Below are 21,935 nucleotides of genomic sequence, written 5' to 3'. Positions count from 1 at the left end.
GAATTTAATTTTGATTACCAAACGTAAGTTGCAACTGCACCAGCATTTAAAGTAGTTGAAATTTGTTTTTGATTGTATTTAATATTGAATGTTTCTGTTGCGGTTCCGTCATTTTCAACAATTAGAACAATTTGTCCCGATGGAGTTTTAAAAGCAACGTTGTGTAAATTTCCAGCAAGATTACTTCCAATTCTAACTGATCCTTCAGGAACAAATTTTGAAGCGTGACCAATTAGGTAATAACCAACTTCTCGTTTAACATTCTGGTTTTGGTCAATCATTAAAGCGCCTTTACAGGTAGAGCAGCCTCCTGGTGTAAAAGGTTTGTAGTTTTCATCATTTGCTAATCCCCATGAAAGAGCAATTTTACTCCAATTTCGCATCGAACCAATTACAACATTTTTTACACCCCATTTCAAATCATTTTCAAAACTGCTTTTTGATCCTGTATATTGTTCTGTAAAATATAAATCTTTGTCTGGAAATGCATTGTGTACCGTTGTTAAAGCACTAATATCTCCTTCATACAAGTGAAAGGCAGAACCCGTTACAAAAGGATTCGCTTTTGCATCCTTTAAAATCGTCAAAGGATATTCTGGTTTGTTGCAATTATGATCGTAAACAATAATTTTAGTTTTGATTCCTGCTGCTTTAAACGCTGGCCCTAGATTATTTCCAATAAAATCTGCTTGTTGTTCTGCCAGCATCAACATACTTGGGTTATTTCCTGGATGTAAAGGCTCATTTTGAGGTGTAATCGCATCAATTACAATTCCCTGAGCTTTCATTGCCTGAATATATTTTACAAAATATTCGGCATAAACCTGATAGTATTTTGGTTGTAAACTTCCACCTTTTGAGCTTCCGTTATCTTTCATCCAAACTGGAGGCGACCAAGGAGAACCCATAATTTTGATTTTCGGATTTATGGCCAAAATTTCTTTTAAAACCGGAACCACATCTTTTAAATCTGGACCAAGGTTGAAATGTTCCAGTTTCAAATCTGTTTGCCCTTCTGGCATATCATCATACGAAAAAACCACTTCATTCAAGTCTGAAGCACCAATACTGATTCTTAAATAACTTATACCAACAGCATCATTTTTTCGGGAAAAAAGCTCCTGAAGCAATGCTTCTCTTTTTGCTTTATCCAGTTTTAAAATTGTTTGAGCGCTTCCTCCGGTTAAAGAAAATCCAAAACCTTCAATAGTCTGAAATTTTTGCGAAGCGTCAACAGTGATAGTCTGATTTGAATTTACATCAGAATTAAAAACCAAATCTGGTTGTTTTTTCAATTTTGATGTTTCATCTGTAGTTGTAATCCAAGATTCAGCTTTCCCAGAATTGGAAGCTGTACTTTTTGAAGAACCGCATTTTATTTGAACTGCAATTAAAGGCAGTAAAAGTAAAATTTGGAGTTTTTTGTTGATGTTTTTCATTTTAATCTATTTCTATTAAAACAGGTAAATGATCCGATGGATATTTTAAATCTTTAGAATCACTTAAAACTGCATGTTTATAAATCTTAAGTCCGCTATTTTTTGAAACAAAAATGTAATCAAGCAATAATGTCACAGGTTTGTCATGTTTAAAATCATTGAAAGTTCCTGAAGGCCCGAAAGGTTTTTCTATTGAAACATCTTTCGTGTCATCCATTACTTTTTTTATTTCCCCTATTTGTTTTGTTTCTGGTTCCGAATTAAAATCTCCCATTAAAAAAACAGGGTATTTTTTAGTATTTATTGCTTGAATTTTTGACAAAACAAGTTCAACGCCTTTCACTCTTGCTACTTCGCCCATATGATCTAGATGCAGATTAAAAACATAGAATACTTTTTTAGTTTTTAAATCTTTAAAAAGGCCATACGTACAAATTCTGTTGCAGGCTGCATCCCAACCTCTGGAAACTACATTTGGTGTTTCTGATAACCAAAACGTATTGGATTCCTGAACTTGAAAACGGTCCTTTTTATAATAAATAGTACATGCCTCGCCTAGTCCTCCTTCTTCCCTTCCAATTCCAAATTTGGCATATTTTGGCAAAGCCGATGCAATATCAATTACCTGGTTTGGAGTTGCTTCCTGAACTCCAAAAATATCAGGACTGTAAAATTGTATTTGCGAAGCGAAATAATCCTTTCGATTTGGCCATGCATTTTCTCCATCTGAAGCAACGTCCAAACGAATATTGTAAGTCATAATCTTTAGGTTTTGACCGTAAAATGAATTACTATAAAAAAACAGGAATATAGCTACAAAAAATTTAATTATCTTTTTCATATTTAAAAAATTTTAATCTGTAAAGCTAATGTTTCGGGAGCTTCACAGAAAAAAAATTATGTTAATTGTACACTCTTACATAATCAACTTCAAAAGTTGCGCTAGTAAAATTAGGATCAACTTTTCCTCCAAAGTTTCCGCCCATGGCTAAATTCAAAATCAAGAAAAAATTGGCATTAAATGGTGTCGAGCTGCTGTTTGCATAAGTGTAAAACAAATTATCATCTACATAAAATTTGATGCTTTCGGCACTCCATTCTGCTGCATAAACGTGAAATTCTGTTGCTGAATTTGGAACTGTTGTAATAGCAGTATCTGGCGTATTCCCTGAACGTCCAGGCGAATGCAAAGAAGAATGATTTACGTTTGGATTATTTCCAACTGATTCCAAAATATCAACTTCACCACAAGCTGGCCACGGTGCTGTGTCAATATTGTCACCAAGCATCCAGAAAGCTGGCCATGTTCCTCCGCCTACTGGCAACTTCGCACGAACTTCAGCACGACCATATTTAAATGAAAACTTTCCTTTTGTAAGCATTCTTGTAGATGTATAATGGCTTCCCATATACTCTTCTTTGATTGCTCTAATTTTTAACGTTCCGTTTGAAATAATTACATTTTCAGGACGAGTAGTATAATATTCTAATTCGTTATTTCCCCAACCGTCGCCGGTTCCTGTATTATAACCCCATTTAGCGCTATTGGGAGCTCCGTCTACATCAAACTCATCTGCCCAAAGCAATTTCCTTGCAACAAAAATATTTACAGAAGTTGTTGTACTAACAAACTGTGCCCCATTATAAGCAGAAACAACGATCGGATAATTTTTAGTTCCTGAAGTTTTAAATTCGTAGGTTAAATCACCCGTTGAAATTTCTTTTAACTGATTATCAATTAATACCTTATAAGATGTTGCATTTGATGCTGAAATGGTAAGTTTTACCTTTCCGCTTCCGTCGCCATTGGGCTTTTCAGCTGTTTTTCCAACAACGTCCACCTGAACAGAAAGATTTGACGGACCAGTTACAACAGACGCATCGCCTCCGCCATCATTACCGCTACTGCAGGATTGGCAGACCAACAACAAGGCTATTAAAAAACTTGCTTTTTTTATTAAAGTATTTAGTTTCATTGGTTTTGGTTATTTAGTTAGTTTTTTTTTAGCTTATTTTTTTCCTTCCGAAAAATCCAAACAATTCAAATTGAAGCCTCCTTTTTCAAAAACTGCTTTTATTTTATTTGTTCCAGCTTCTAATTGAACTCCAGCTAAAACAACTGTTTTCCATTTGTCATTTCCTCCGGTTGCAGGAAGTACAATTGATTCTGATTTTTTTCCGTTTGCCGTTTCAAAATGAAGTTTACCTTCAGCTTTTTCGCTTGAATAACGAATCGCTACTTTATAACTATTCTGTTTTTTAACTTCAGAGGTAAATTGCAACCATTCGCCATCATCAATAAAAGAAACCTGATAACCATTTGATCCAGAATCCTTGCATGGTAAAATATCTACTCCATCATTTCGCATGGTATTTCCTTTATTCCAATCGTCGAATTTTCCGGTTTCAACTCTATAATTTATAAAATCTTTATCTGAATAAGCATATCCATTTGTTCCAAGATCATATTGCGTTGCGGCAATTTTTCCAGGAATTATATGTTTTTTATATGGTTTTGTATCGTTTGTTTGCACTTGTCTGAACATTGCATCAATTACATCTGGCTTAACTGTTACGTTTTCCATTTTGTAATTATCAGCCATTTTCATTAAAGCTTTTTTTGCAAATTCCGGAGTTGGTTTTTGTCCGCCATCTTTCCAATATTTCAACAAAACATCATATTCAGAAATTTTTGTTACCCAAGTTACTCCTGCAATATTTTCTATTTTTTTCATTGGCCAAAATGCCCATCCAATATTATTGCTTTCTACTAAAGTCAAAGCATCTTTGAACCAAACATTTGAATTTTCTCCACTTTCGCCCATCCAAATTGGCACATTATATTCTTTTCTGTAATCGAGCATTTTTTGAATAGAACCTTGAGTCGTATAATTCCAATATTTATGGAAACTCAACGCCATATTATCATCCCATAAAGGAAAAATTCCGTTGTAATTATTCCCCCAGCAATTTCCTTCAATAATTACCATATGGTTTGGATCTACTTCGCGAATTGCTTTAGTTACTGCAACCATCAAATCTCGCAATGGTCCGTTTGAATTTTCATCACAGCCATTTTTATTGGTTCCAGTAAAATTCCAATTTGGTTCATTGATAATATCATAAGCACCAATCCATTGATTGTCTCTATAACGAGAAGCTAACTTTTTCCATAAGGCAATCATTTTTTTCTGATTGGCTTCACTGTTCCAAAGTGACGGTTTTGTGGTATCGTAATCCGAAATTGCTGCATCATTTCCTTGACCTCCCGGAGCAGCGTGCAAATCTAAAATCAAATACATCTTATTTTCGGCACACCATTTCAATAAATTGTCGGTCATCGTGAAACCTTCTTCCAAAAAGGTAATTTCACCATTTTTTTCTTCCTGAATTGATGGTGTATAAAGATTATAATGCATTGGAAGACGAATTGAATTAAATCCCCATTTCGCCAATGAATCAATATCTCTTTTCGTGATTCCGTTTGCTTTATAGGCGGCATAAAATTCCTTAGTTCCTTGTTCTCCAACAACGTCCTGAATTTTTTGTTTGATTTGATATTGCGGACTAGCAAATGGCTGTGTCTGCAACATATATCCTTCCTGGACCATCCAGCCTCCTAAACCAAGACCTCTTAAGATTATATTTTTGCCGTTTCCGTCAACAATATTCTGTCCGTCTCTATGTAAAAAGCCTTGTCCGAAAGAAGCAATTGAAAACAAAAGCAAGAATGCTATAATTATTTTTTTCATCTGAAAATTGATTTTATTTTCTTTTCATTATTTCCAAGTATAAGTTCCAACTGCCCCAGCATCTAGAGACGATGTAACCCATTTATCATTGAATTTGATATTGAAAATTTCATTAGTTGTTCCATCATTTTCAACAATTAAAACTTTTGATCCAGATGGCGTAATGAAAGCGGCAGTTTGAAGATTTCCACTGTTATTACTTGCAATTCTAACAGAACCAGCCGGAACAAATTTTGAAGCATGGGCAATAATGTAATATGCAACATTACGTTGAATGCTCTCACTCGAATTTATCGTTAAAGCACCTTTACACATGCTGCATCCTCCATCAGTATGAGGTCTGAAATTGCCATCGTTCGCTAAATTCCATTCTAGTGCGTTTCTACTGTAATTACGCATTGAACCGATAATTACATTACGAACATGCCATTTTAAATCACCACTAAAACTTCCTTCAGAAGATGTCCATTGTTCCGTGAAATACACATTTTTAGTTGGATAAGAACTATAAACATTCGTTAATGCACTAATATCTCCAGCATATAAATGGAATGCTGAACCGTCTACAAAAGGAAAAGCATCGGCATCAGCCAAAATTGTTTTTGGATAATTTGGATTATCGCAGTTATGATCGTAAGCAATAATTTTTACATTAAGATTTGCCGCTTTAAAAGCCGGACCTAAATTGTTTTTAATAAAAATAGTCTGATCTGCTGCAGACATATACATACTCGGGTTATTTCCGTCATGCAAAGGCTCATTTTGAGGTGTTACAGCATCAATTGTAATTCCCTCAGCTTTCATTTGCTGAATATATTTTACAAAATATTTGGCATAAACATCGTAGTACTTTGTTTGCAATTTTCCTCCCTTAAAACTATCCACATCTTTCATCCAAACTGGAGCTGACCAAGGCGTTGCCAAAATCAAAATCTTCGGATTGATAGCCAGAATTTCTTTCAAAAGAGCAATTACACCGGCTTTATCTTTGTCTAAACTAAATTTTGCAAGTGTTAAATCTGTATCTCCTGTTGGAAGATCGTCATAAGTAAAAGGAGTTGCATTTAAATCTGATGCTCCAATACTGATTCTTAGATAACTTATGCCTATCGAGCCTTCGCCAGAACCAAATAATTCCTGTAAAAGAGCACTTTTTTTAGCTGCAGTCAATTGGTTAATCATGTCGGCGCTTCCGCCAGTTAAAGTATAACCGAAACCATCTATTGTTTGGTATTTTTGAGAAGCATTAACTTCGATATTGGCATTAGTATTTACTACTGTTCCAAATCCTAACGTTGTTGCTTGTTTGGCTAAAAGAACACTTTGATCGCCTTTTGTCAGCCAGAAATCTACGTCATTTGTAACTGTTACCGGAGGAGTTACAACTGGAGGAGTTACAGGTGATGGATCAGTTGCATCGTTTGAAGATGAGCATTTTACCTGAGTAAATATTGCGAAAGCAAAAAATAATGCCTTTATCGTGGTTTTTAAATTGAGGTTCATTTTTGTAGTTTTTTAGTTAATAGTAACGCTAGTAAACAATTGTCTGTATAGCGTGTGCTGGAATAGTAATAGTTGCTTTTAAAGCACTGCTGGTTAAATTGTATACAACATCTTTATCGGTTTGATTCATCACAATAGTGGCAATTTTTCCATCAGTATTTTTAAATGACGTACTCAAAAGGGTTTTATCACTAATGGTCTGAGTTATGCGCTTAGCATTTGGGTGAATGAATTTTGAAAAATGCCCAATATAATAATACATTGGCGTATAGATTAATTCATCTTTTTGAACATCGGCATGAATTGGTGCAAAACAAAAATTGCCTACATGATTTGGTCCGCCATTTTGGTCTAAAAGAATATTCCAATCTGTCCAACCCACGGTACCGTTATTAAAATCATTAATCAAATTTAAACCGTAACGTTCTGCATTTCCCCAAAACTGAAATCTTGAAGCATCAAATTTTTCGACACAACCTTCTGTAAATAGAAGTCCTTTATTTGGAAAAGCTTTATGAACTTCACCAACAGATTCAAATCTTGGCGGGCCACCGTTCCAGGTTTCATACCAGTGGAATCCAATTCCCCATGCAAATTTTGAAACTTCAGGATCGGAGAAAACCAGATTAGCTCTTTTTTCGAGCATTTCGCCACGATTGTGATCCCAAATAATTACATTTTTAGAGGCAAGTCCTTCTTTTTGCAAAGTTGGTCCGAGAAAATTTTTCAAGAAATCTCTTTCAGCTTCAGGCGTGTAAATACAGGATTCCCATCTTTGTTTTGCCATTGGCTCATTTTGAATGGTTAGCCCCCAAATTGGAATACCTTCTTTTTCGTATTCTTTAATAAATTTTACATAATAATTAGCCCACGACTGAGCAAATTCTGGCAATAAAACGCCGCCGTGCAAAATATCATTATTGTCTTTCATAAAAGCTGGGGGACTCCACGGACTGACAAATAACGTTAATTTACCGCCGGCTGTTTCGATTGCTTTTTTTAGAAGTGGAATTCTGTATTTTCGATCGTGGTCAATGTTGAAGCTTTTCAAATCTTTGTCACCTTCTGCAATGTAAGTATAGCTGTCACTACTAAAATCACAGCTATGAATGTTTGTTCTGGCTAATGAATAACCAATTCCTTTATTTTTATCGTAGTAAGCGTTTAGAAATTCCTGTTGCTTTTTTGGAGATAATTTGGCAAAAACTTCAGCAGTTGCGTCTGTAATTGCGCCACCAATTCCGAGGAAAGTCTGATCTGTTTGTTCAGCATTTACATTGATAGATACTGATGAAGTTGTTTGTTGTGATGTGTTGTTTGAAATGAAATTATTTGACAATGATAATTTCAAATTAGTATTTACGGCTGTAGTATAAACCTCTATTTTTTTATTTGATTTGGAGCCAGAAACCGCAGAAGCATCTGCAATTTTTGATGAATTACAACTAAATTGCAGTAATAGTATTAGGATGATTAAAATGCTGCTTATGGCTTTCATTGTACTTTCAAAAAAAATGATTTAATTAAAAAGTAAATTGAGGGTCGATAAGGATGATTCAAATCAACCCTCTTTATTTACAAATAAAATATTAATATACAAGCGTTTGGATTGCATGTGCAGGAATCTTAACTATAGTCTTTTCAGTCGCTATAATTAAGTTATAAGTAATCTCTTTATCTGATTGATTCATGACAATTGTTGCCATTGTTCCATCAGTATTTAAAAATGAAGTGCTTAATAATGCACTTCTGCTCACTGCAGTACTAACTCGAACTGCGTTTAGGCGAATAAATTTTGAAAAATGTCCAATATAATAATAAGACGGCGTATAAATCAACTCTCCCGTTGTTGTATCAGCATGGATTGGTGCAAAACAAAAATTACCAACATGATTAGGACCACCGTTTTGATCCAAAAGAATATTCCAGTCTGTCCATCCAGCAGTTCCGTTATTAAAATCATTGATCATAGAAATACCGTATCTTTCACCGTTTGCCCAAAACTGATATTTTTTGGCATCAAATTTTTCAACACAGCCTTCTGTAAACAAAAGACCTTTGTTTGGATAAGCTTCTTTTACTTTTGCTACATTGTCAAACATTGATGCTCCTCCAGACCAGTTTTCGTACCAATGAAAACCCATTCCCCAAACATATTTTGAAGCTTCTGGATCAGAGTAGATAACATTAGCTCTATAATTCATCAAATCACGGTTATGATCCCATGCAATAATTTTCACATTACCTAATTTTTCTTTTTTCAAAGTTGGCCCAAGGAAATTTTTGATAAAATCTCTTTCAGCCTCAGCAGTATAAATACATGATTCCCAAGTTTGAACCGCCATTGGTTCATTTTGAGTTGAAGTTCCCCAAATTGGGATTCCTTCTTTCTCGTAAGCTTTTATGAATTTTGCATAAAAGTTTGCCCACGTCTGATAATATTCAGGCAATAATTTTCCGCCTTTAAGAACATTTTTGTTGTCTTTCATGAAAGCGTTTGGCGACCATGGAGCAACATAAGTTGTCAATTTTCCGCCTGCTTTTGCGATAGCTTGTTTGATTAGCGGAATGCGAAATTGTCTATCATGATCAATAGAGAATGTTTTTAAATCCTTGTCGCCTTCTTCGATATAAGAATAGCTTCCACTGCTAAAATCAGAACTTTGTATCGTTGTTCTTAGCAAAGAATAGCCTATTCCTTTTTGTTTATCGTAGTAAGCATCTAAAAATTCAGCTTGTTTCTCTTTTGAAAGTTTAGCAAAAATTTCTGCACTTGCGTCTGTAATCGCACCACCAATTCCCATAAAAGTCTGAAACTTTTTTGATGGCTCAACAAAAACAGAAGACTCTATTTCAAGAGGCTGTTTTGATGCTGAAAAAGACAAATTATCTGTTGATGTTAATCTTAGGTTTGAGTTTTCAGCGGTTGTATAAACCGTAATTTTTTTTCCGTTGGTTGTAAATTCTTTCTTTGCTTTTGTCTGCTGGGCAAGAGCAGATACTGTAAACAAAAAGCATAGAAATTTTAAAGTATTTTTTTTCATTCTATTTTCCTTATTTTTTTAATTCTAAAAAGAAGCTTTTTTCAGAAACTCATTTTCTGACTGCGTAAGGATTTAAAAATAGCCCATACTCATAGTGATTATGGGCTATTTACAACCAAACTTAAACTTAACTTAAACTTTTATTTTCCTCTCATTTCAATTCTGCTAACAGTAATTCCATCTTTTGTAAAATTGTTACCACCAGAACGAATTACTAAATAAATTTTTCCTGTAGTATCAAATTTCACAACATTTGAAACAGAAGCTGTAGCGTCATTTTTAACACAGCCAACAGAAGAAAGCCTTCCTGTAAAAGCTGCTTTTGCACAGCCATCCCAAGTGCTCAGACCCATTACTTTGTTGTCTTTATATTCAACGCCGTCTTTAGGTACAGATTTACCAGCATATACTTCAAACCATGTTTCATCAGATCCGCTTGGACAAGAAACTAACATATCAATTGTATATTCTTTATCTTTAACAACATCAATTGCCTGATAAATTCCTTCTTGTGCCCATCCACCTGGAGAGTGAATTGTTGCAGTTCCATTACTGAATGACCAAAATGCAGCACCAGTAGCGCTTAATTTTGTTGATGACCATTGAGCTATATCAGCCGCATTATTGAAAAATCCTCCTTTTACTAAATTAGGTTTAGCAGGATCTGAAGTTGCAACTACAATATCATGAGAAACTTTAGCAGTAGCGCCTCCAGCAGCAATAGCGGTATGTGTTACAGTATAAGTACCAGCATCTGGTAAAACAATTTCTTCTGTCATTTTACCCATATATGATCCATATCCTATATCCCATTTAGATGAAATAACTCCATTTTTCTGAGCAGTTAAAAGATAAGTGTTCACTTTTCCTGCTACAGGAGTAATTGTAAACGCAGCATCAACATTTGTAGCTGTTAAACCGTTATTAGCCGGATCATCGTCGCACCCAGTAAGCGTACCTAATGCTATTGCAAGCATTAGGTAAGCACCTCTTTTTAAAATTATACTTAGATTCATTTTCTTTTTGGTTTTTGGTTAGATAGTTTTTTTTTATTGGTAGTTAGGGTTCTGTTTCAATTTAGTCCCTGTTAATTCTACATAAGGAATTGGGAAAATTTCATCAGTACCTGCATTAAATCCTCTGTCAGATAATGCTGCAGCTGCGTCTCCCCATCTTACTAAGTCGAAGAATCTGTGTCCTTCACCTGCAAGCTCCATTCTTCGTTCATTTTTAATTGCTGCCAATGTTACAGGAACAGAAGGAAGACCAACTCTAGCTCTTACAGCATCTAATAATGCCTGAGCTCTAGCACCAGTAGCACCTAATGCTTCGGCTTCTAATAAGTAAGTATCTGCTAATCTGATAACATAAGAATTTTGTTTGTAATTCAACTCAGCAGCTCCACCACCTGTACGAACATCAGTTTTTCTTGGTAAAAATTTATTCAAGAAGTAACCTGTATCTTGGTATCCTGGAATATAATCTGCTTTTCCAGCAGCTTTTAAGGCTTTTAAGTCAAAAATAGTTGCCTCAAATCTTGGATCATTCTTCATTGCATCATAAAGTTTTTGTGTAGGAACACTAAAACTCCATCCTGATGGAAGATCTGCAGCAGTAGAATTTGCAGGTCTAGAATAACCTCTAGGTCCAACCATTACGTTTAAAGAGTTTCCTTCATCTCTTCCAGAACCCCAGAATCCCCAGTCAGAATTTCCAGCACTTGTATGCGATACTTCAAGAAGTGATTCAGCATTAAATTTATTTGCAACAACCCATAAATCATCGAAATCAGCTAATAAATGATTTCCATATTGATTTGGCTGTCCCGGAGTACCATTTACCTGAGCAAGGATTGCAGCTGCTTCAGCTTTTTTCCCATCATATAAATAAACTTTTCCAAGAATAGCCTGAGCTGCACCTTTTGTTAAACGGCCAGAACCTGTAGCTGCATCAACAGTTGTTGGTAATGCAGGGATAGCCTCAACTAAATCTTTTTCAATTTGAGCATAAATTGCTTCAGGAGCAGCTTGTTCAACATTTAGCATTGTAGATGTTGTAAGAGGCTCCAAGATTAGTGGAATATTCTTAAACATTCTAACTAAGTTGAAATAGTATAGTGCTCTTAATGCTTTAGCTTCTCCTGTGAATCTAACTTTTAAAGCATCTGACATACTAACTCCACCCATTTTTGATAACAAAACGTTTGCTCTGTAAATACCTTGGTAGTGGTCATTCCAGAAACTTCCCGGAATGATTAATGAAGTTAATGAGTGAGTTGAGAAATTTTGAATTCCCTGACCGTCTGAAGCTCCACCTCCGCCAGCATAGAAATCATCAGAACCAGCATTCAACATTGCAACCATATTCTCAAAACCACCAGTGTTTTTTCTCAATGGATCGTAAACCCCAACAAGGGCAGATGTAGCTTGTTGTTCATCTTTATAATAACTAGTTGATAAGAAAGATCCTTTTGGGTCAATGCTTACGAAATCTTCAGAACAAGATCCTCCTAAAGCAGCCAAAGCTACAACAGCGTATATATATTTAAATTTATTTTTCATGATTCTTTAATTATTAAAATTGTACGTTCGCTCCCAGCATGAAAGTTCTCGCTTGTGGATAAACACCTCTATCTACACCAAATACCTGTCCTCCAATTTCCGGATCATATCCTGTGTATTTTGTGATAGTGTATAAGTTCTCACCAGTTAAGTAGAAACGAATTTTGTCTGCTCCAATTTTAGAAGAAAGATTAACTGGAAGAGTATATCCTACCTGAACGATTTTCAAACGAGCATAATCACCGCTTTCTAAATAAAAATCAGACATTTTGCTGAAATTACCATTACTATCATTATTAGCTAATCTTGGGTAATCATTTGAAGTTCCTTCTCCTGTCCAACGACCTAAAGCTTCTGTTTGATAGTTAGCATTCAAGATATCTAATCTGCGTAATCCTTGGAAGATTTTGCTTCCAGCAGCACCCTGAATGAATGTCATAAAATCAAATCCTTTGTAATCTAAGTTTAAAGTTAAACCGAAAGTATATTTAGGAATACTTGTTCCTAAGAATTTTTTGTCATCATCAGAAATAGATCCGTCACCATTGTTATCAACCCAACGGAAATCCCCTGGTTTTGCGTTTGGCTGGATTAAACCTCCAGCTGCATTTGTATAAGCATTGATTTCAGCTTGATTTTGGAAAATTCCTGCTGTTTTGTATCCGTAGAACTCATTGTATGAGTGACCAACCTGAGTTCTTGTAACAGGTCCCATAGATTGGAAAGAAGCATCTCCAATAATGAATTGGTTATCTTTACCTACGTAAGTAATTTCATTTTTCAAGTAAGCAACGTTTCCGTTTGCACCTACATTAAAATCACCTAATTTTTTCTTCCATCCTAATTCAAATTCAATACCGCTGTTGTTCATATCAGCAACGTTTGCCCATGGCTGCTCAGCGACCCCAACATATCCAGGGATTACAACTGGTCTTAAGATACCTGTTGTTTTCTTTTTGTAGAAATCTAATGTTAAATTGAAATCATTAAATATTCTTGCATCAAGACCAATACTTGCTTGAGAAGTTTCTTCCCATTTCAAATCAGGGTTATCAAGAGTTACGTTAGCATAACCTGTTGTGATAGCACCTGTATTTCCGAATGAATAGTTGTAACCTCCAGATACTAATGAAATATATCTAAAATCAGCCACCTGGTCGTTACCTACAACTCCGTAACCTCCTCTAATTTTTAATGTATTTACTGCGTTATTTTCTTTCCAGAAACCTTCTTTTGAAACAACCCATCCTAAAGAGAATGAAGGGAAAACTCCGAATTTATGATTTTCTCCGAAACGAGTAGATCCATCACGACGAATAACTCCAGTTACAAGATATTTCTCCATATAATCGTAGTTGAAACGACCAAATAAAGATGTTACTTTATGCTGAATGAAATCATCTGTAGCACTGTTTCTGTCTGCTTGTGGAATATCAAATTTGAAGGAAGCATCTTTATAGCTTGTAATAGGTAATCCAAACATTGTAGCTCCAACATATCCACCGATATTATCAACATAAGATCCCTGACCAGCTAAAACGCTAAAGTTGTGATCTCCAAATTTGTTAGAGTAAGTAAGAACGTTTTCAATGTTCCAGTTGAATGATTTGTTGTTATTTTGGTAATAACTGTTTTTAAGAACATTCACGTTTGCACTTAAGAAATAAACAGGAGTAAATCCCTGGTCTCCCCAATAAGCAAGTTTACCTCCAATTGTAGATCTAACTTTTAAATGTGGAGTAATAGCTGCTTCTAAATAAGCGTTACCAACGAAATCATCAGACCATCCATATCTTCCTAATCTTGTTTGGATGTATCCTAATGGGTTTGTCATCTCTTGACCAACAACGCTAGAAATTCCGTAAGGATTTCCATTTGCATCGCGAACTACAGGGTTTGTAGAGTAAGGTGCAGCATTTGCAACAGCAGGATCGGTAACTACTAGTGGAGTTAATGGATCAAGGTTGATAGCAGAACTTAAAGGACCTCCAAACTCACTGTTTGTATTTCCAATTCCAACTGTTTTTTGTCTCGTATAACCAAAAGTCTGTCCAAAAGTAAAATACTTAGAGATTTTATGAGTAGAGTTTAAACGGAAATTCTTTTTAGTATAATTAGAGATTTCTGTAGCAACGATACCTTCTTGGTCCTGAATACCAAAAGAAGCATAGAATGTAGAAAATTCACCACCACCACTAATACTTAATTCGTGTGTGTATCTGAAAGCGCTGTCATTAAAAATAGCATCTTGCCAGTCAGTTCCTTTTCCAAATGCAGCTGGATTAGCGTATAAAATACTTCCACCGTCAGCAACTGATTTTTCGTTCATGATAGTAGCGTACTCTGTAGCATTCAATAAATCTAATTTTTTTGCTGGAGAAGATACACCTGCAAAACCATTATAGTTTACTGTCATTTTACCTGCTTTACCTTTTTTAGTAGTAACTAAGATAACCCCTGTTGCTGCACGTGTACCATAAATTGCAGCAGAAGCAGCATCTTTAAGTACCTCGATAGATTCGATGTCTGATTGGTTTAAGAAACCAATTCCACCTGCGTCAACAACGTTACCATCCACAACCCAAAGAGGGTTATTTCCACCGTCACCAAAAGTTGTGATACCACGTACACGGATTGTAGATCCAGAACCTGGCTGACCTGAACTTGAAGCGATTGTTACACCGGCAACACGACCTTGTAACGCTTGTTCAACACGACCATTTGGAACTTTTTCAAGATCTGCAGCTTTTACACTAGAGATTGCTCCAGTAACTACCGATTTCTTTTGAGTACCGTATCCAACCACCACAACTTCATTTAACGATTGAGATTCTGGCTTTAATTGAATTGTGATCTTTGATCTGCCATTTACAGCTTCAGTAACTGTAGTGTATCCAATAAAGGTAATTGTCAAAACACCATTTGAAGGAGATTGGATTTGAAATTTTCCATCAAAATCTGATGCAGTTGATTTATTTGACCCTTTTAATGCAATAGTAGCACCTGGAACTGGCATCCCACTTTCATCATTAATTATCCCGTTTACTGTGACATCCTGAGCCACAGCCATAACCGAGAATAACAAAGATGAAACACAAAAAACAAGTAATTTTGTTAATTTCATTTTTCTAAAAATTTTGGTTAATTAATTAGTAATTTGATGCAATAATAATGTTATTTTTTTACTATCAACAAGTAAAATTCACTACAAAAACACATCAAACTAAATTTTTATACATTACAAAAACACATCATTTTTTTTTTAAATATTTGATTTTTAAATATTTAAAAATTAAATTTAAGATGTTATCAAAATGTTAATTATAAAAATAAACACTACAGTTGTATAAGATTGCTTATTTTTATGAATATTATTGCTTTCTACAACGAAATAGTAGAGACAAAAACATTGTAAAACACTACAAACAAAGCATTTACAATTCAAAATTTAAAAAATCAAAAAAAAATTATGAAATTGACAAAATCATATTTTATTATTACTTTTTTTACATTATTCACAATAACTTTTTTTGGGCAAGTCAAGAACATTGGACTTCCTGACGTAAGAAATTACAAACGAAACGAATATAAAGGTGGAACACAAAACTGGAATATAGGACAGGACAAGAACGGAAATCTATATTTTGCAAACAACAATGGACTTTTACAGTTCGACGGTTCCTCTTGGAGAAAATATCCACTTCCTAATTTAACTTCTGTGAGATGTTTGGAAATTGCGAATGACGGAAAAATTTATGTGGGTGGTTATAACGAATTTGGGTACTTCAAACCAAATGAAAAAGGAAGACTCAAATACACATCATTATCTCAGAAAGTAGACAAAAACAAAATCAAAATAATAGACTTTATCTGGAAAATTCATTCTTTTGAAAATCAAACCATTTTTCAGTCATTTGCGAGAGCTTATATTTTTAAAAATAACAAGCTTACTATATTAGAAGCTCCGAAACGCTTTCAATTTTCTTTTGTAGTTAACAATAAACTATATTTTCAGGACATTGAAAAAGGAATAGTAGAATACCGAAATGGAAAGCTTTATTCACTCCCAAATACTACAAGCTTAAATAATACAGAGATTTGGGGAATGTATAATTTAGCAAAAGGCAAAACATTAATTATAACCTTAGAAAAGGGGTTATTCGTTTACGAAAACAACACTGTAAAACCATGGGATACCGAAGCTAATAATTTTGTCAAAAAGAACAACTCGTTAGGAGGAGTAACGATAAATAACAATTTCATAGTTTTAAATTCGGTACTAGACGGTATCGCAATCTGTGATTATAATGGTAAAATAATTCAGCATCTTAATCGCAAAAAAGGTCTTCAAAACAATACTGTTTTAACTTCTTTTATAGACAACAAAAACAACCTTTGGCTCGGGCTTGATAATGGGATAGCATTTGTAAACGAAGGCTCTCCTTTCACTTATTTCGGTTTCAGTTACGACATTAGTACAGTTTATGCCTCAGTAGTTCATCAGGGAAATCTATATGTAGCAACAAATCAGGGGGTATTTTATCATGCCTGGAACAACAGTTTTAAAGAAGACACCTTTAAACTTGTTCAGGGAACGACAGCACAATCCTGGAATGTTCAAATAATTGACAACGAATTAATTTGTTCCAATAACCGCGGAGCTCTCGTAATTAAAGGAGGCGTTGTTACTAATGTGATTGATTCAAAAGGATATTTTGGGTTTAAGAATATTCCAAATCATCCTGGATTTTATATTGGCTCTAATTATGACGGATTTGCCATTTTTGAAAAAACGCCAACTGGATTAGTGCATAAAAATCAAGTAATCGGATTTGATAAATCTTCAAACAACTTCGAGCTTGACGATTCGTATTTATGGCTTAAAAAAGATGAATCAATTTACAGAATGGCTTTAAGCAACGACTTGAAGCGATTTTCATCTATTAAAAAAATCAATCGATTAACATCAAAATACAAAAACATTGGAAGTATCCAGAAAATTGACGGCCAACTCTATTTTCAGACCAATAATCATTTTTATAAATATTCAAAAGAACAGGATTTATTTTATGAAGATAAAAACTTATCTAAGTTATTCAGGAACATTCCCATTATTAATAGTTTGAGTGAAGATTCACAATCAAACTTATGGTATGCTTTTGACGAATCAATTGGTGTTTTAATGAAAAAAAACAACTACTATACTAATATTGTAGCGCCTTTTTCAAACCTAACAGGAAATTTAGTAAGCAATTATTTATCCGTCAATACAATCGACAAAAAAAATATTTTTATAGGATTAACCGATGGACTAGCACATTATGATTCTGAATTACTGAATAATTCTGTGACGAAACCAAAAGCCTTTATCCGTAGTTTTTCATTTCCTGGCGATACTATTATTTTAGGAAATAATCAGAACAAAATTGAAAATATCAGAGTTCCATATTCTTCCAATCATGTACGTTTCACGTTTTCATCACCTACTTATGAGAATCTTGAAAATGTTGAATTCTCTTATCAGTTGGAGCCTTTTGATGACAAATGGAGCAATTGGTCTACAATTTCAATAAAAGAATACACAAACCTTCGGGAAGGCGAATATACAATGAATGTGAAGGTCAGAAATAGTTACGGAATCCAATCAGAACCATCAACAATTTCGTTTATCGTTTCTCCGCCTTGGTATCGACATTTTTTAGCGTTGATGATTTATTTTATTTTAATAATTATCGCCATATATGTAATTTCGGATAGAATTAAGATGAAAATCCGAAAAAACAAATACTATGAAACTATCGAACAAAGAAGATTATACCTTGAAAAAGAATCAAAAATCAGACAAGAACAGTACGATCTTGAAAAAGAAATTGAAAAACTAAAAAACGACAAGCTTCAAATAAAAATTTTAGCAAAAGACAAAGAACTTGTAAACAATTCACTTCAGGTTGTAAAGAAAAACAAAATCTTAAATGGAATTATTCACAAGTTGAAAGAAATTGATATTGAAGCACTGGATGATTCAACCAAATTTCAAGTAAGCAAGCTTAATAAAAGCATTGTAAAAGAAGTAAATACAGATAAAAGCTGGAAAGATCTAGAAAAACATATTAAAAACGTTCATTTTGAGTTTTTAAAACGGCTTAAAGAAAAATATCCAACTATTTCGCCTCGAGAGCTGGATTTATCAACTTATTTATTGATGAACATGTCTACTAAAGAAATTGCCGAAATCATGAATATTTCGACAGGAGGTGTTGAACTAGCTCGATACCGCTTAAGAAAAAAGCTCGGACTGAATAAAAAAGAAAATCTGATTGGGTTCTTAATGAGTATCTAAACCAAAAAAGCCATCAGCCGCGGCTGATGGCTTTTTTGTCATGAAATATATTCTAATGTTCGTTCCAAAGCCATTCCTCTGGAGCCTTTTATCAAAATAGTGTTATCGTAAAACTTAATCGTTTTTAAATAGGCAGAAAAATCATTAAATGTCTCATAAAAATGAAGATTCTTACTAGAAATTTTATTTTCAAAGAATGCCTTTCCAATTAAATAACAAACAGATTTATCCTGATTAGATAAAGAATCAACAATTGCTTTATGCTCTTGCGGACTTTCAACACCTAATTCAAACATATCACCCAAAATCATTATTTTATTTTGATTATCTAATTGCAAAAAGTTAGCTATAGCAACCGCCATGCTGCTTGGATTTGCATTATAGGCATCAAGAATAATTTGATTGGAACCTTTTTTTAATAATTGTGATCTGTTATTCTCCGGAATATAATTCTCTATCGCTTCTTTAATTGCATTGTCCTCAACTTTAAAATAATGACCTATCGAAACTGCAGCATTTATATTATTTGAATTATACAAACCAATTAAATGTGATTCTACAATAAAATTCTCATAATCGATTACAACAAAAGGATTTGCTTCAATCTTTTTGATATTTAAATCTGCTTCTTTATTATTTAATCCAAAGGTAAACGAATTTATTCCCGCCGATTTTTCAATTTGAATTGGATCTTCAAGATTTACAAATGCAACTTTATCATTCTTTGCAAGATATTGATACATCTCGCTTTTTCCTTTTATCACGCCTTCTACTCCACCAAAACCTTCTAAATGTGCTTTTCCGAAATTAGTAATGTAGCCATAATCCGGTTGTGCGATTTCACATAAAAACTCAATTTCTTTTTGATGATTTGCTCCCATTTCCACAATTCCGATTTCGGTTTCTTTCGTAAAAGAAAGCAGAGTCAATGGAACACCAATATGATTGTTTAAATTCCCAATTGTGGCTTTAGTTTTGAATTTTTTAGACAAAACGGCATTAATTAGCTCTTTCGTTGTTGTTTTTCCGTTACTTCCAGTTAAAGCAACAATAGGCAATTTCAAATAAGCACGGTGAAATTTAGCTAGTTCCTGCAACGTTTCTAAACTATTTTGAACCAAAATAGTCCTTTCGTCAATAAAGTATGATTCATTGTCTATAACAACGAATAAGGCACCTAATTTTAAGGCTTCTTCAGCAAAAGTATTTGCATCAAAATTTTCTCCTTTAATAGCAAAAAACATAGAATCTTTTTCAATTTTTCTAGTGTCAATTGAAAGCGATTTACATTGCAAAAACAGATTATGAATGTCTTGAATATTCATTTATATTATTTTTAATAGATGATAAAAGTAGAAAAAAAACAATAAAAAAATTCCAAATTCCAGACTGAATATTCAGCTTTTGGAATTTGGAATTTTTTTATATTGGAATTTCTAAATCTTAATTCCTTGGTGATTTTCTTCTTTCAGATTTCGATCCTACTCTAGACATTGCACATCTGAAACCAATGTAATCAGTTGCCATATCCTGAGGAAAATATCTTCTTTGAGCTGGATCTAACCAGTAAGCTCTATCTCTCCAAGAACCTCCTTTGTAAACTCTTACTTTATCATCGATTAAAGTAGTACGTTTACTAGAGCTGTCATATTTTCTAATCATTTTTCCTAAACTGTCAGTTGTAACATTATGTTTAGGAGAGTTGTACATCGCCTGGTCAGCTTTTGGTCCAGACTCTGAATCTCCGAAGTCAAAATATCTAGAAGATTGTTTATCACCATCTCTATAATTGATATTGTCGCTTGTGCTAAAGTTTTGTCTTAAGTATGTTTCTTGCTCATCAACTGGAACCTGTGCAATTTCACCTGGAAGATTTCTTGCAACTACTTTACCATTGCTTAATGTATCATATTTAATGTTAGCAGTAGAAACGATTTCGATTTTACCATCTTTGCCAATTTTATTTTTAGCATATTGATTACCTCTGTAGTAGTTAAAATCGTTAGCTTCATTGTCAATAATAGGTCTGTAAACATCGGCTACCCATTCTGCAACGTTACCTGCCATATCATACAATCCAAAATCATTTGCAGCATAGCTTTTTACTTTATTAGTAATATCAGCTCCGTCATCAGACCATCCAGCAATTCCACCGTAATCACCGTTTCCTTGCTTAAAGTTAGCCAATTGATCACCTCTGTTTTTACGTTTAGCTGAACGAGTATAATCTCCAGACCAAGGATATTTCTTTTGTCCTTTATATATATTATATTCTCTTTGTCCAACATCAGCTGCTGCCGCATATTCCCACTCAGCTTCAGTAGGAAGTCTGTATTCAGGCAAAATAACTCCTGAAGAACGTTGTGCATATACGTTTTTCGCTTCTGGAACTACACCATCTTTACCTGCTTTTGGTCTTCTTCCGTTAGGATTTTTCTTCAATACAATTTCTTCGCTACCTCCATACTGTGTAGAAGGAGATGCTAAGTAAGCCTCAGTATTAAACAAACTTTCAGCAGTAACATCGTTAGTTTTGGCACCTTTTTTAATGTATCCGTCTTTTTCCAAAACAGCTTCGTTTACACGGTCTGTTCTCCATTTACTGAATTCAACAGCCTGGATCCAGTTTACACCAACTACAGGATATTCAGCATAAGAAGGATGTCTTAAATAGTTATTAGTCATCGTTTCGTTATATCCTAAACGATTTCTCCATACTAACGTATCAGGAGACGCCCCTGTGTAAATGTTTTTGTAATTTTCTTCTGTTGGAGGGAAAACTTTTTTCAACCACTCTAGGTATTCTAAGTACATACCATTAGTAACTTCAGTTTCATCCATGTAAAATGATTGAACGTGTTGTTGAGTTGGTGTGTTATTCCAATCGTGCATAACATCATCCTGTACTTTACCCATTGTAAATGTACCTCCTTCAACAAAAACTAAACCAGGACCAGCCTGTTGTTTTTTTCCTGCATTTCTAGCAGCCGTTCCATTCTGACTATCTACATCCCAACCTGTCGCTCGAGAAGCGTGAGAGGAACTCGATTTTTTGCTACAACTAGCCGTGCCCAACATCAATACCATTGACATCATTAATTGCAGGACTACAATTTTGTTTACTTTCATACTCATTCTTAGGTGATAAATTTAGGTGTTGCAATATAATAATTAACATTTAATTAGCAACATCTGTTCTAATAATTTTATTTAGCTGTTTTTTTACCAGAAAATAACCTATAGTTACGAACGCAAAAATATACTTTTTATTATTTACTATAACATGAAATACTATA

Annotated in this window: 13 protein-coding genes; 1 reads left to right on the top strand and 12 read right to left on the bottom strand. The window is 34.2% G+C overall.

Annotation, left to right across the window (positions count from 1 at the left end; translation table 11 throughout):
* Positions 1-14: 14 nt before the first annotated feature.
* From ACWA1B_RS05100 to ACWA1B_RS05055, 10 genes are all read right to left on the bottom strand, one after another.
* Positions 15-1,439, bottom strand: a complete 1,425-nt coding sequence (locus tag ACWA1B_RS05100) for a glycoside hydrolase family 30 protein (RefSeq protein ID WP_456904743.1) — start codon at positions 1,437-1,439, stop codon at positions 15-17.
* A 1-nt stretch (position 1,440) separates the two neighbouring features.
* Positions 1,441-2,280: an endonuclease/exonuclease/phosphatase family protein gene (locus tag ACWA1B_RS05095; RefSeq protein WP_456904742.1), complete on the bottom strand. Its 840-nt coding sequence runs from the start codon at positions 2,278-2,280 to the stop codon at positions 1,441-1,443.
* Between the two features lie 61 nt (positions 2,281-2,341).
* Positions 2,342-3,415, bottom strand: coding sequence for a glycoside hydrolase family 16 protein (locus ACWA1B_RS05090; RefSeq protein WP_456904741.1), 1,074 nt, complete (start codon positions 3,413-3,415; stop codon positions 2,342-2,344).
* Between the two features lie 33 nt (positions 3,416-3,448).
* Entirely contained in the window at positions 3,449-5,191 is a 1,743-nt protein-coding gene (locus tag ACWA1B_RS05085) for a cellulase family glycosylhydrolase (protein ID WP_456904740.1), read from the bottom strand.
* A 27-nt stretch (positions 5,192-5,218) separates the two neighbouring features.
* Entirely contained in the window at positions 5,219-6,694 is a 1,476-nt protein-coding gene (locus tag ACWA1B_RS05080; protein ID WP_456904739.1) for a glycoside hydrolase family 30 protein, read from the bottom strand.
* A gap of 28 nt (positions 6,695-6,722) precedes the next feature.
* A complete protein-coding gene (locus tag ACWA1B_RS05075; protein ID WP_456904738.1) occupies positions 6,723-8,192 on the bottom strand; it encodes a glycoside hydrolase family 30 protein in 1,470 nt (489 codons plus the stop codon).
* Between the two features lie 91 nt (positions 8,193-8,283).
* Entirely contained in the window at positions 8,284-9,738 is a 1,455-nt protein-coding gene (locus tag ACWA1B_RS05070; RefSeq protein WP_456904737.1) for a glycoside hydrolase family 30 protein, read from the bottom strand.
* Positions 9,739-9,878: 140 nt separating this feature from the next.
* Positions 9,879-10,754: a hypothetical protein gene (locus tag ACWA1B_RS05065; protein WP_456904736.1), complete on the bottom strand. Its 876-nt coding sequence runs from the start codon at positions 10,752-10,754 to the stop codon at positions 9,879-9,881.
* A 33-nt stretch (positions 10,755-10,787) separates the two neighbouring features.
* Positions 10,788-12,299, bottom strand: a complete 1,512-nt coding sequence (locus ACWA1B_RS05060) for a RagB/SusD family nutrient uptake outer membrane protein (protein WP_456904735.1) — start codon at positions 12,297-12,299, stop codon at positions 10,788-10,790.
* A gap of 13 nt (positions 12,300-12,312) precedes the next feature.
* The gene (locus ACWA1B_RS05055) at positions 12,313-15,423 is read right to left on the bottom strand and encodes a SusC/RagA family TonB-linked outer membrane protein (RefSeq protein WP_456904734.1); all 3,111 of its coding nucleotides are present in this window, start codon (positions 15,421-15,423) and stop codon (positions 12,313-12,315) included.
* A 345-nt stretch (positions 15,424-15,768) separates the two neighbouring features.
* Here ACWA1B_RS05055 and ACWA1B_RS05050 point away from each other — a divergent pair, with 345 nt between their 5' ends.
* Positions 15,769-18,639 carry a helix-turn-helix and ligand-binding sensor domain-containing protein gene (locus tag ACWA1B_RS05050; RefSeq protein ID WP_456904733.1) on the top strand — a complete coding sequence of 957 codons (2,871 nt, stop codon included), beginning with the start codon at positions 15,769-15,771 and terminating at the stop codon, positions 18,637-18,639.
* A 38-nt stretch (positions 18,640-18,677) separates the two neighbouring features.
* On the opposite strand, the gene ACWA1B_RS05045 is transcribed toward ACWA1B_RS05050, so the two are convergent.
* Positions 18,678-19,964, bottom strand: coding sequence for a UDP-N-acetylmuramoyl-tripeptide--D-alanyl-D-alanine ligase (locus ACWA1B_RS05045; RefSeq protein ID WP_456904732.1), 1,287 nt, complete (start codon positions 19,962-19,964; stop codon positions 18,678-18,680).
* Positions 19,965-20,082: 118 nt separating this feature from the next.
* Complete coding sequence (gene gldJ / locus ACWA1B_RS05040) at positions 20,083-21,768, bottom strand: gliding motility lipoprotein GldJ (RefSeq protein ID WP_456904731.1); 1,686 nt, start codon at positions 21,766-21,768, stop codon at positions 20,083-20,085.
* Between the last annotated feature and the right edge of the window lie 167 nt (positions 21,769-21,935).

It is taken from the genome of Flavobacterium xizangense, assembly GCF_054075145.1.
This window is presented reverse-complemented; position numbering and strand designations above follow the sequence as displayed.

Excerpts from the sequence above, each read along its gene's own strand:
- ACWA1B_RS05100 (WP_456904743.1), bottom strand. The coding sequence starts at position 1,439 with ATGAAAAACATCAACAAAAAACTCCAAATTTTACTTTTACTGCCTTTA.
- ACWA1B_RS05095 (WP_456904742.1), bottom strand. The coding sequence starts at position 2,280 with ATGAAAAAGATAATTAAATTTTTTGTAGCTATATTCCTGTTTTTTTAT.
- ACWA1B_RS05090 (WP_456904741.1), bottom strand. The coding sequence starts at position 3,415 with ATGAAACTAAATACTTTAATAAAAAAAGCAAGTTTTTTAATAGCCTTG.
- ACWA1B_RS05085 (WP_456904740.1), bottom strand. The coding sequence starts at position 5,191 with ATGAAAAAAATAATTATAGCATTCTTGCTTTTGTTTTCAATTGCTTCT.
- ACWA1B_RS05080 (WP_456904739.1), bottom strand. The coding sequence starts at position 6,694 with ATGAACCTCAATTTAAAAACCACGATAAAGGCATTATTTTTTGCTTTC.
- ACWA1B_RS05075 (WP_456904738.1), bottom strand. The coding sequence starts at position 8,192 with ATGAAAGCCATAAGCAGCATTTTAATCATCCTAATACTATTACTGCAA.
- ACWA1B_RS05070 (WP_456904737.1), bottom strand. The coding sequence starts at position 9,738 with ATGAAAAAAAATACTTTAAAATTTCTATGCTTTTTGTTTACAGTATCT.
- ACWA1B_RS05065 (WP_456904736.1), bottom strand. The coding sequence starts at position 10,754 with ATGAATCTAAGTATAATTTTAAAAAGAGGTGCTTACCTAATGCTTGCA.
- ACWA1B_RS05060 (WP_456904735.1), bottom strand. The coding sequence starts at position 12,299 with ATGAAAAATAAATTTAAATATATATACGCTGTTGTAGCTTTGGCTGCT.
- ACWA1B_RS05055 (WP_456904734.1), bottom strand. The coding sequence starts at position 15,423 with ATGAAATTAACAAAATTACTTGTTTTTTGTGTTTCATCTTTGTTATTC.
- ACWA1B_RS05050 (WP_456904733.1), top strand. The coding sequence starts at position 15,769 with ATGAAATTGACAAAATCATATTTTATTATTACTTTTTTTACATTATTC.
- ACWA1B_RS05045 (WP_456904732.1), bottom strand. The coding sequence starts at position 19,964 with ATGAATATTCAAGACATTCATAATCTGTTTTTGCAATGTAAATCGCTT.
- gldJ (WP_456904731.1), bottom strand. The coding sequence starts at position 21,768 with ATGAAAGTAAACAAAATTGTAGTCCTGCAATTAATGATGTCAATGGTA.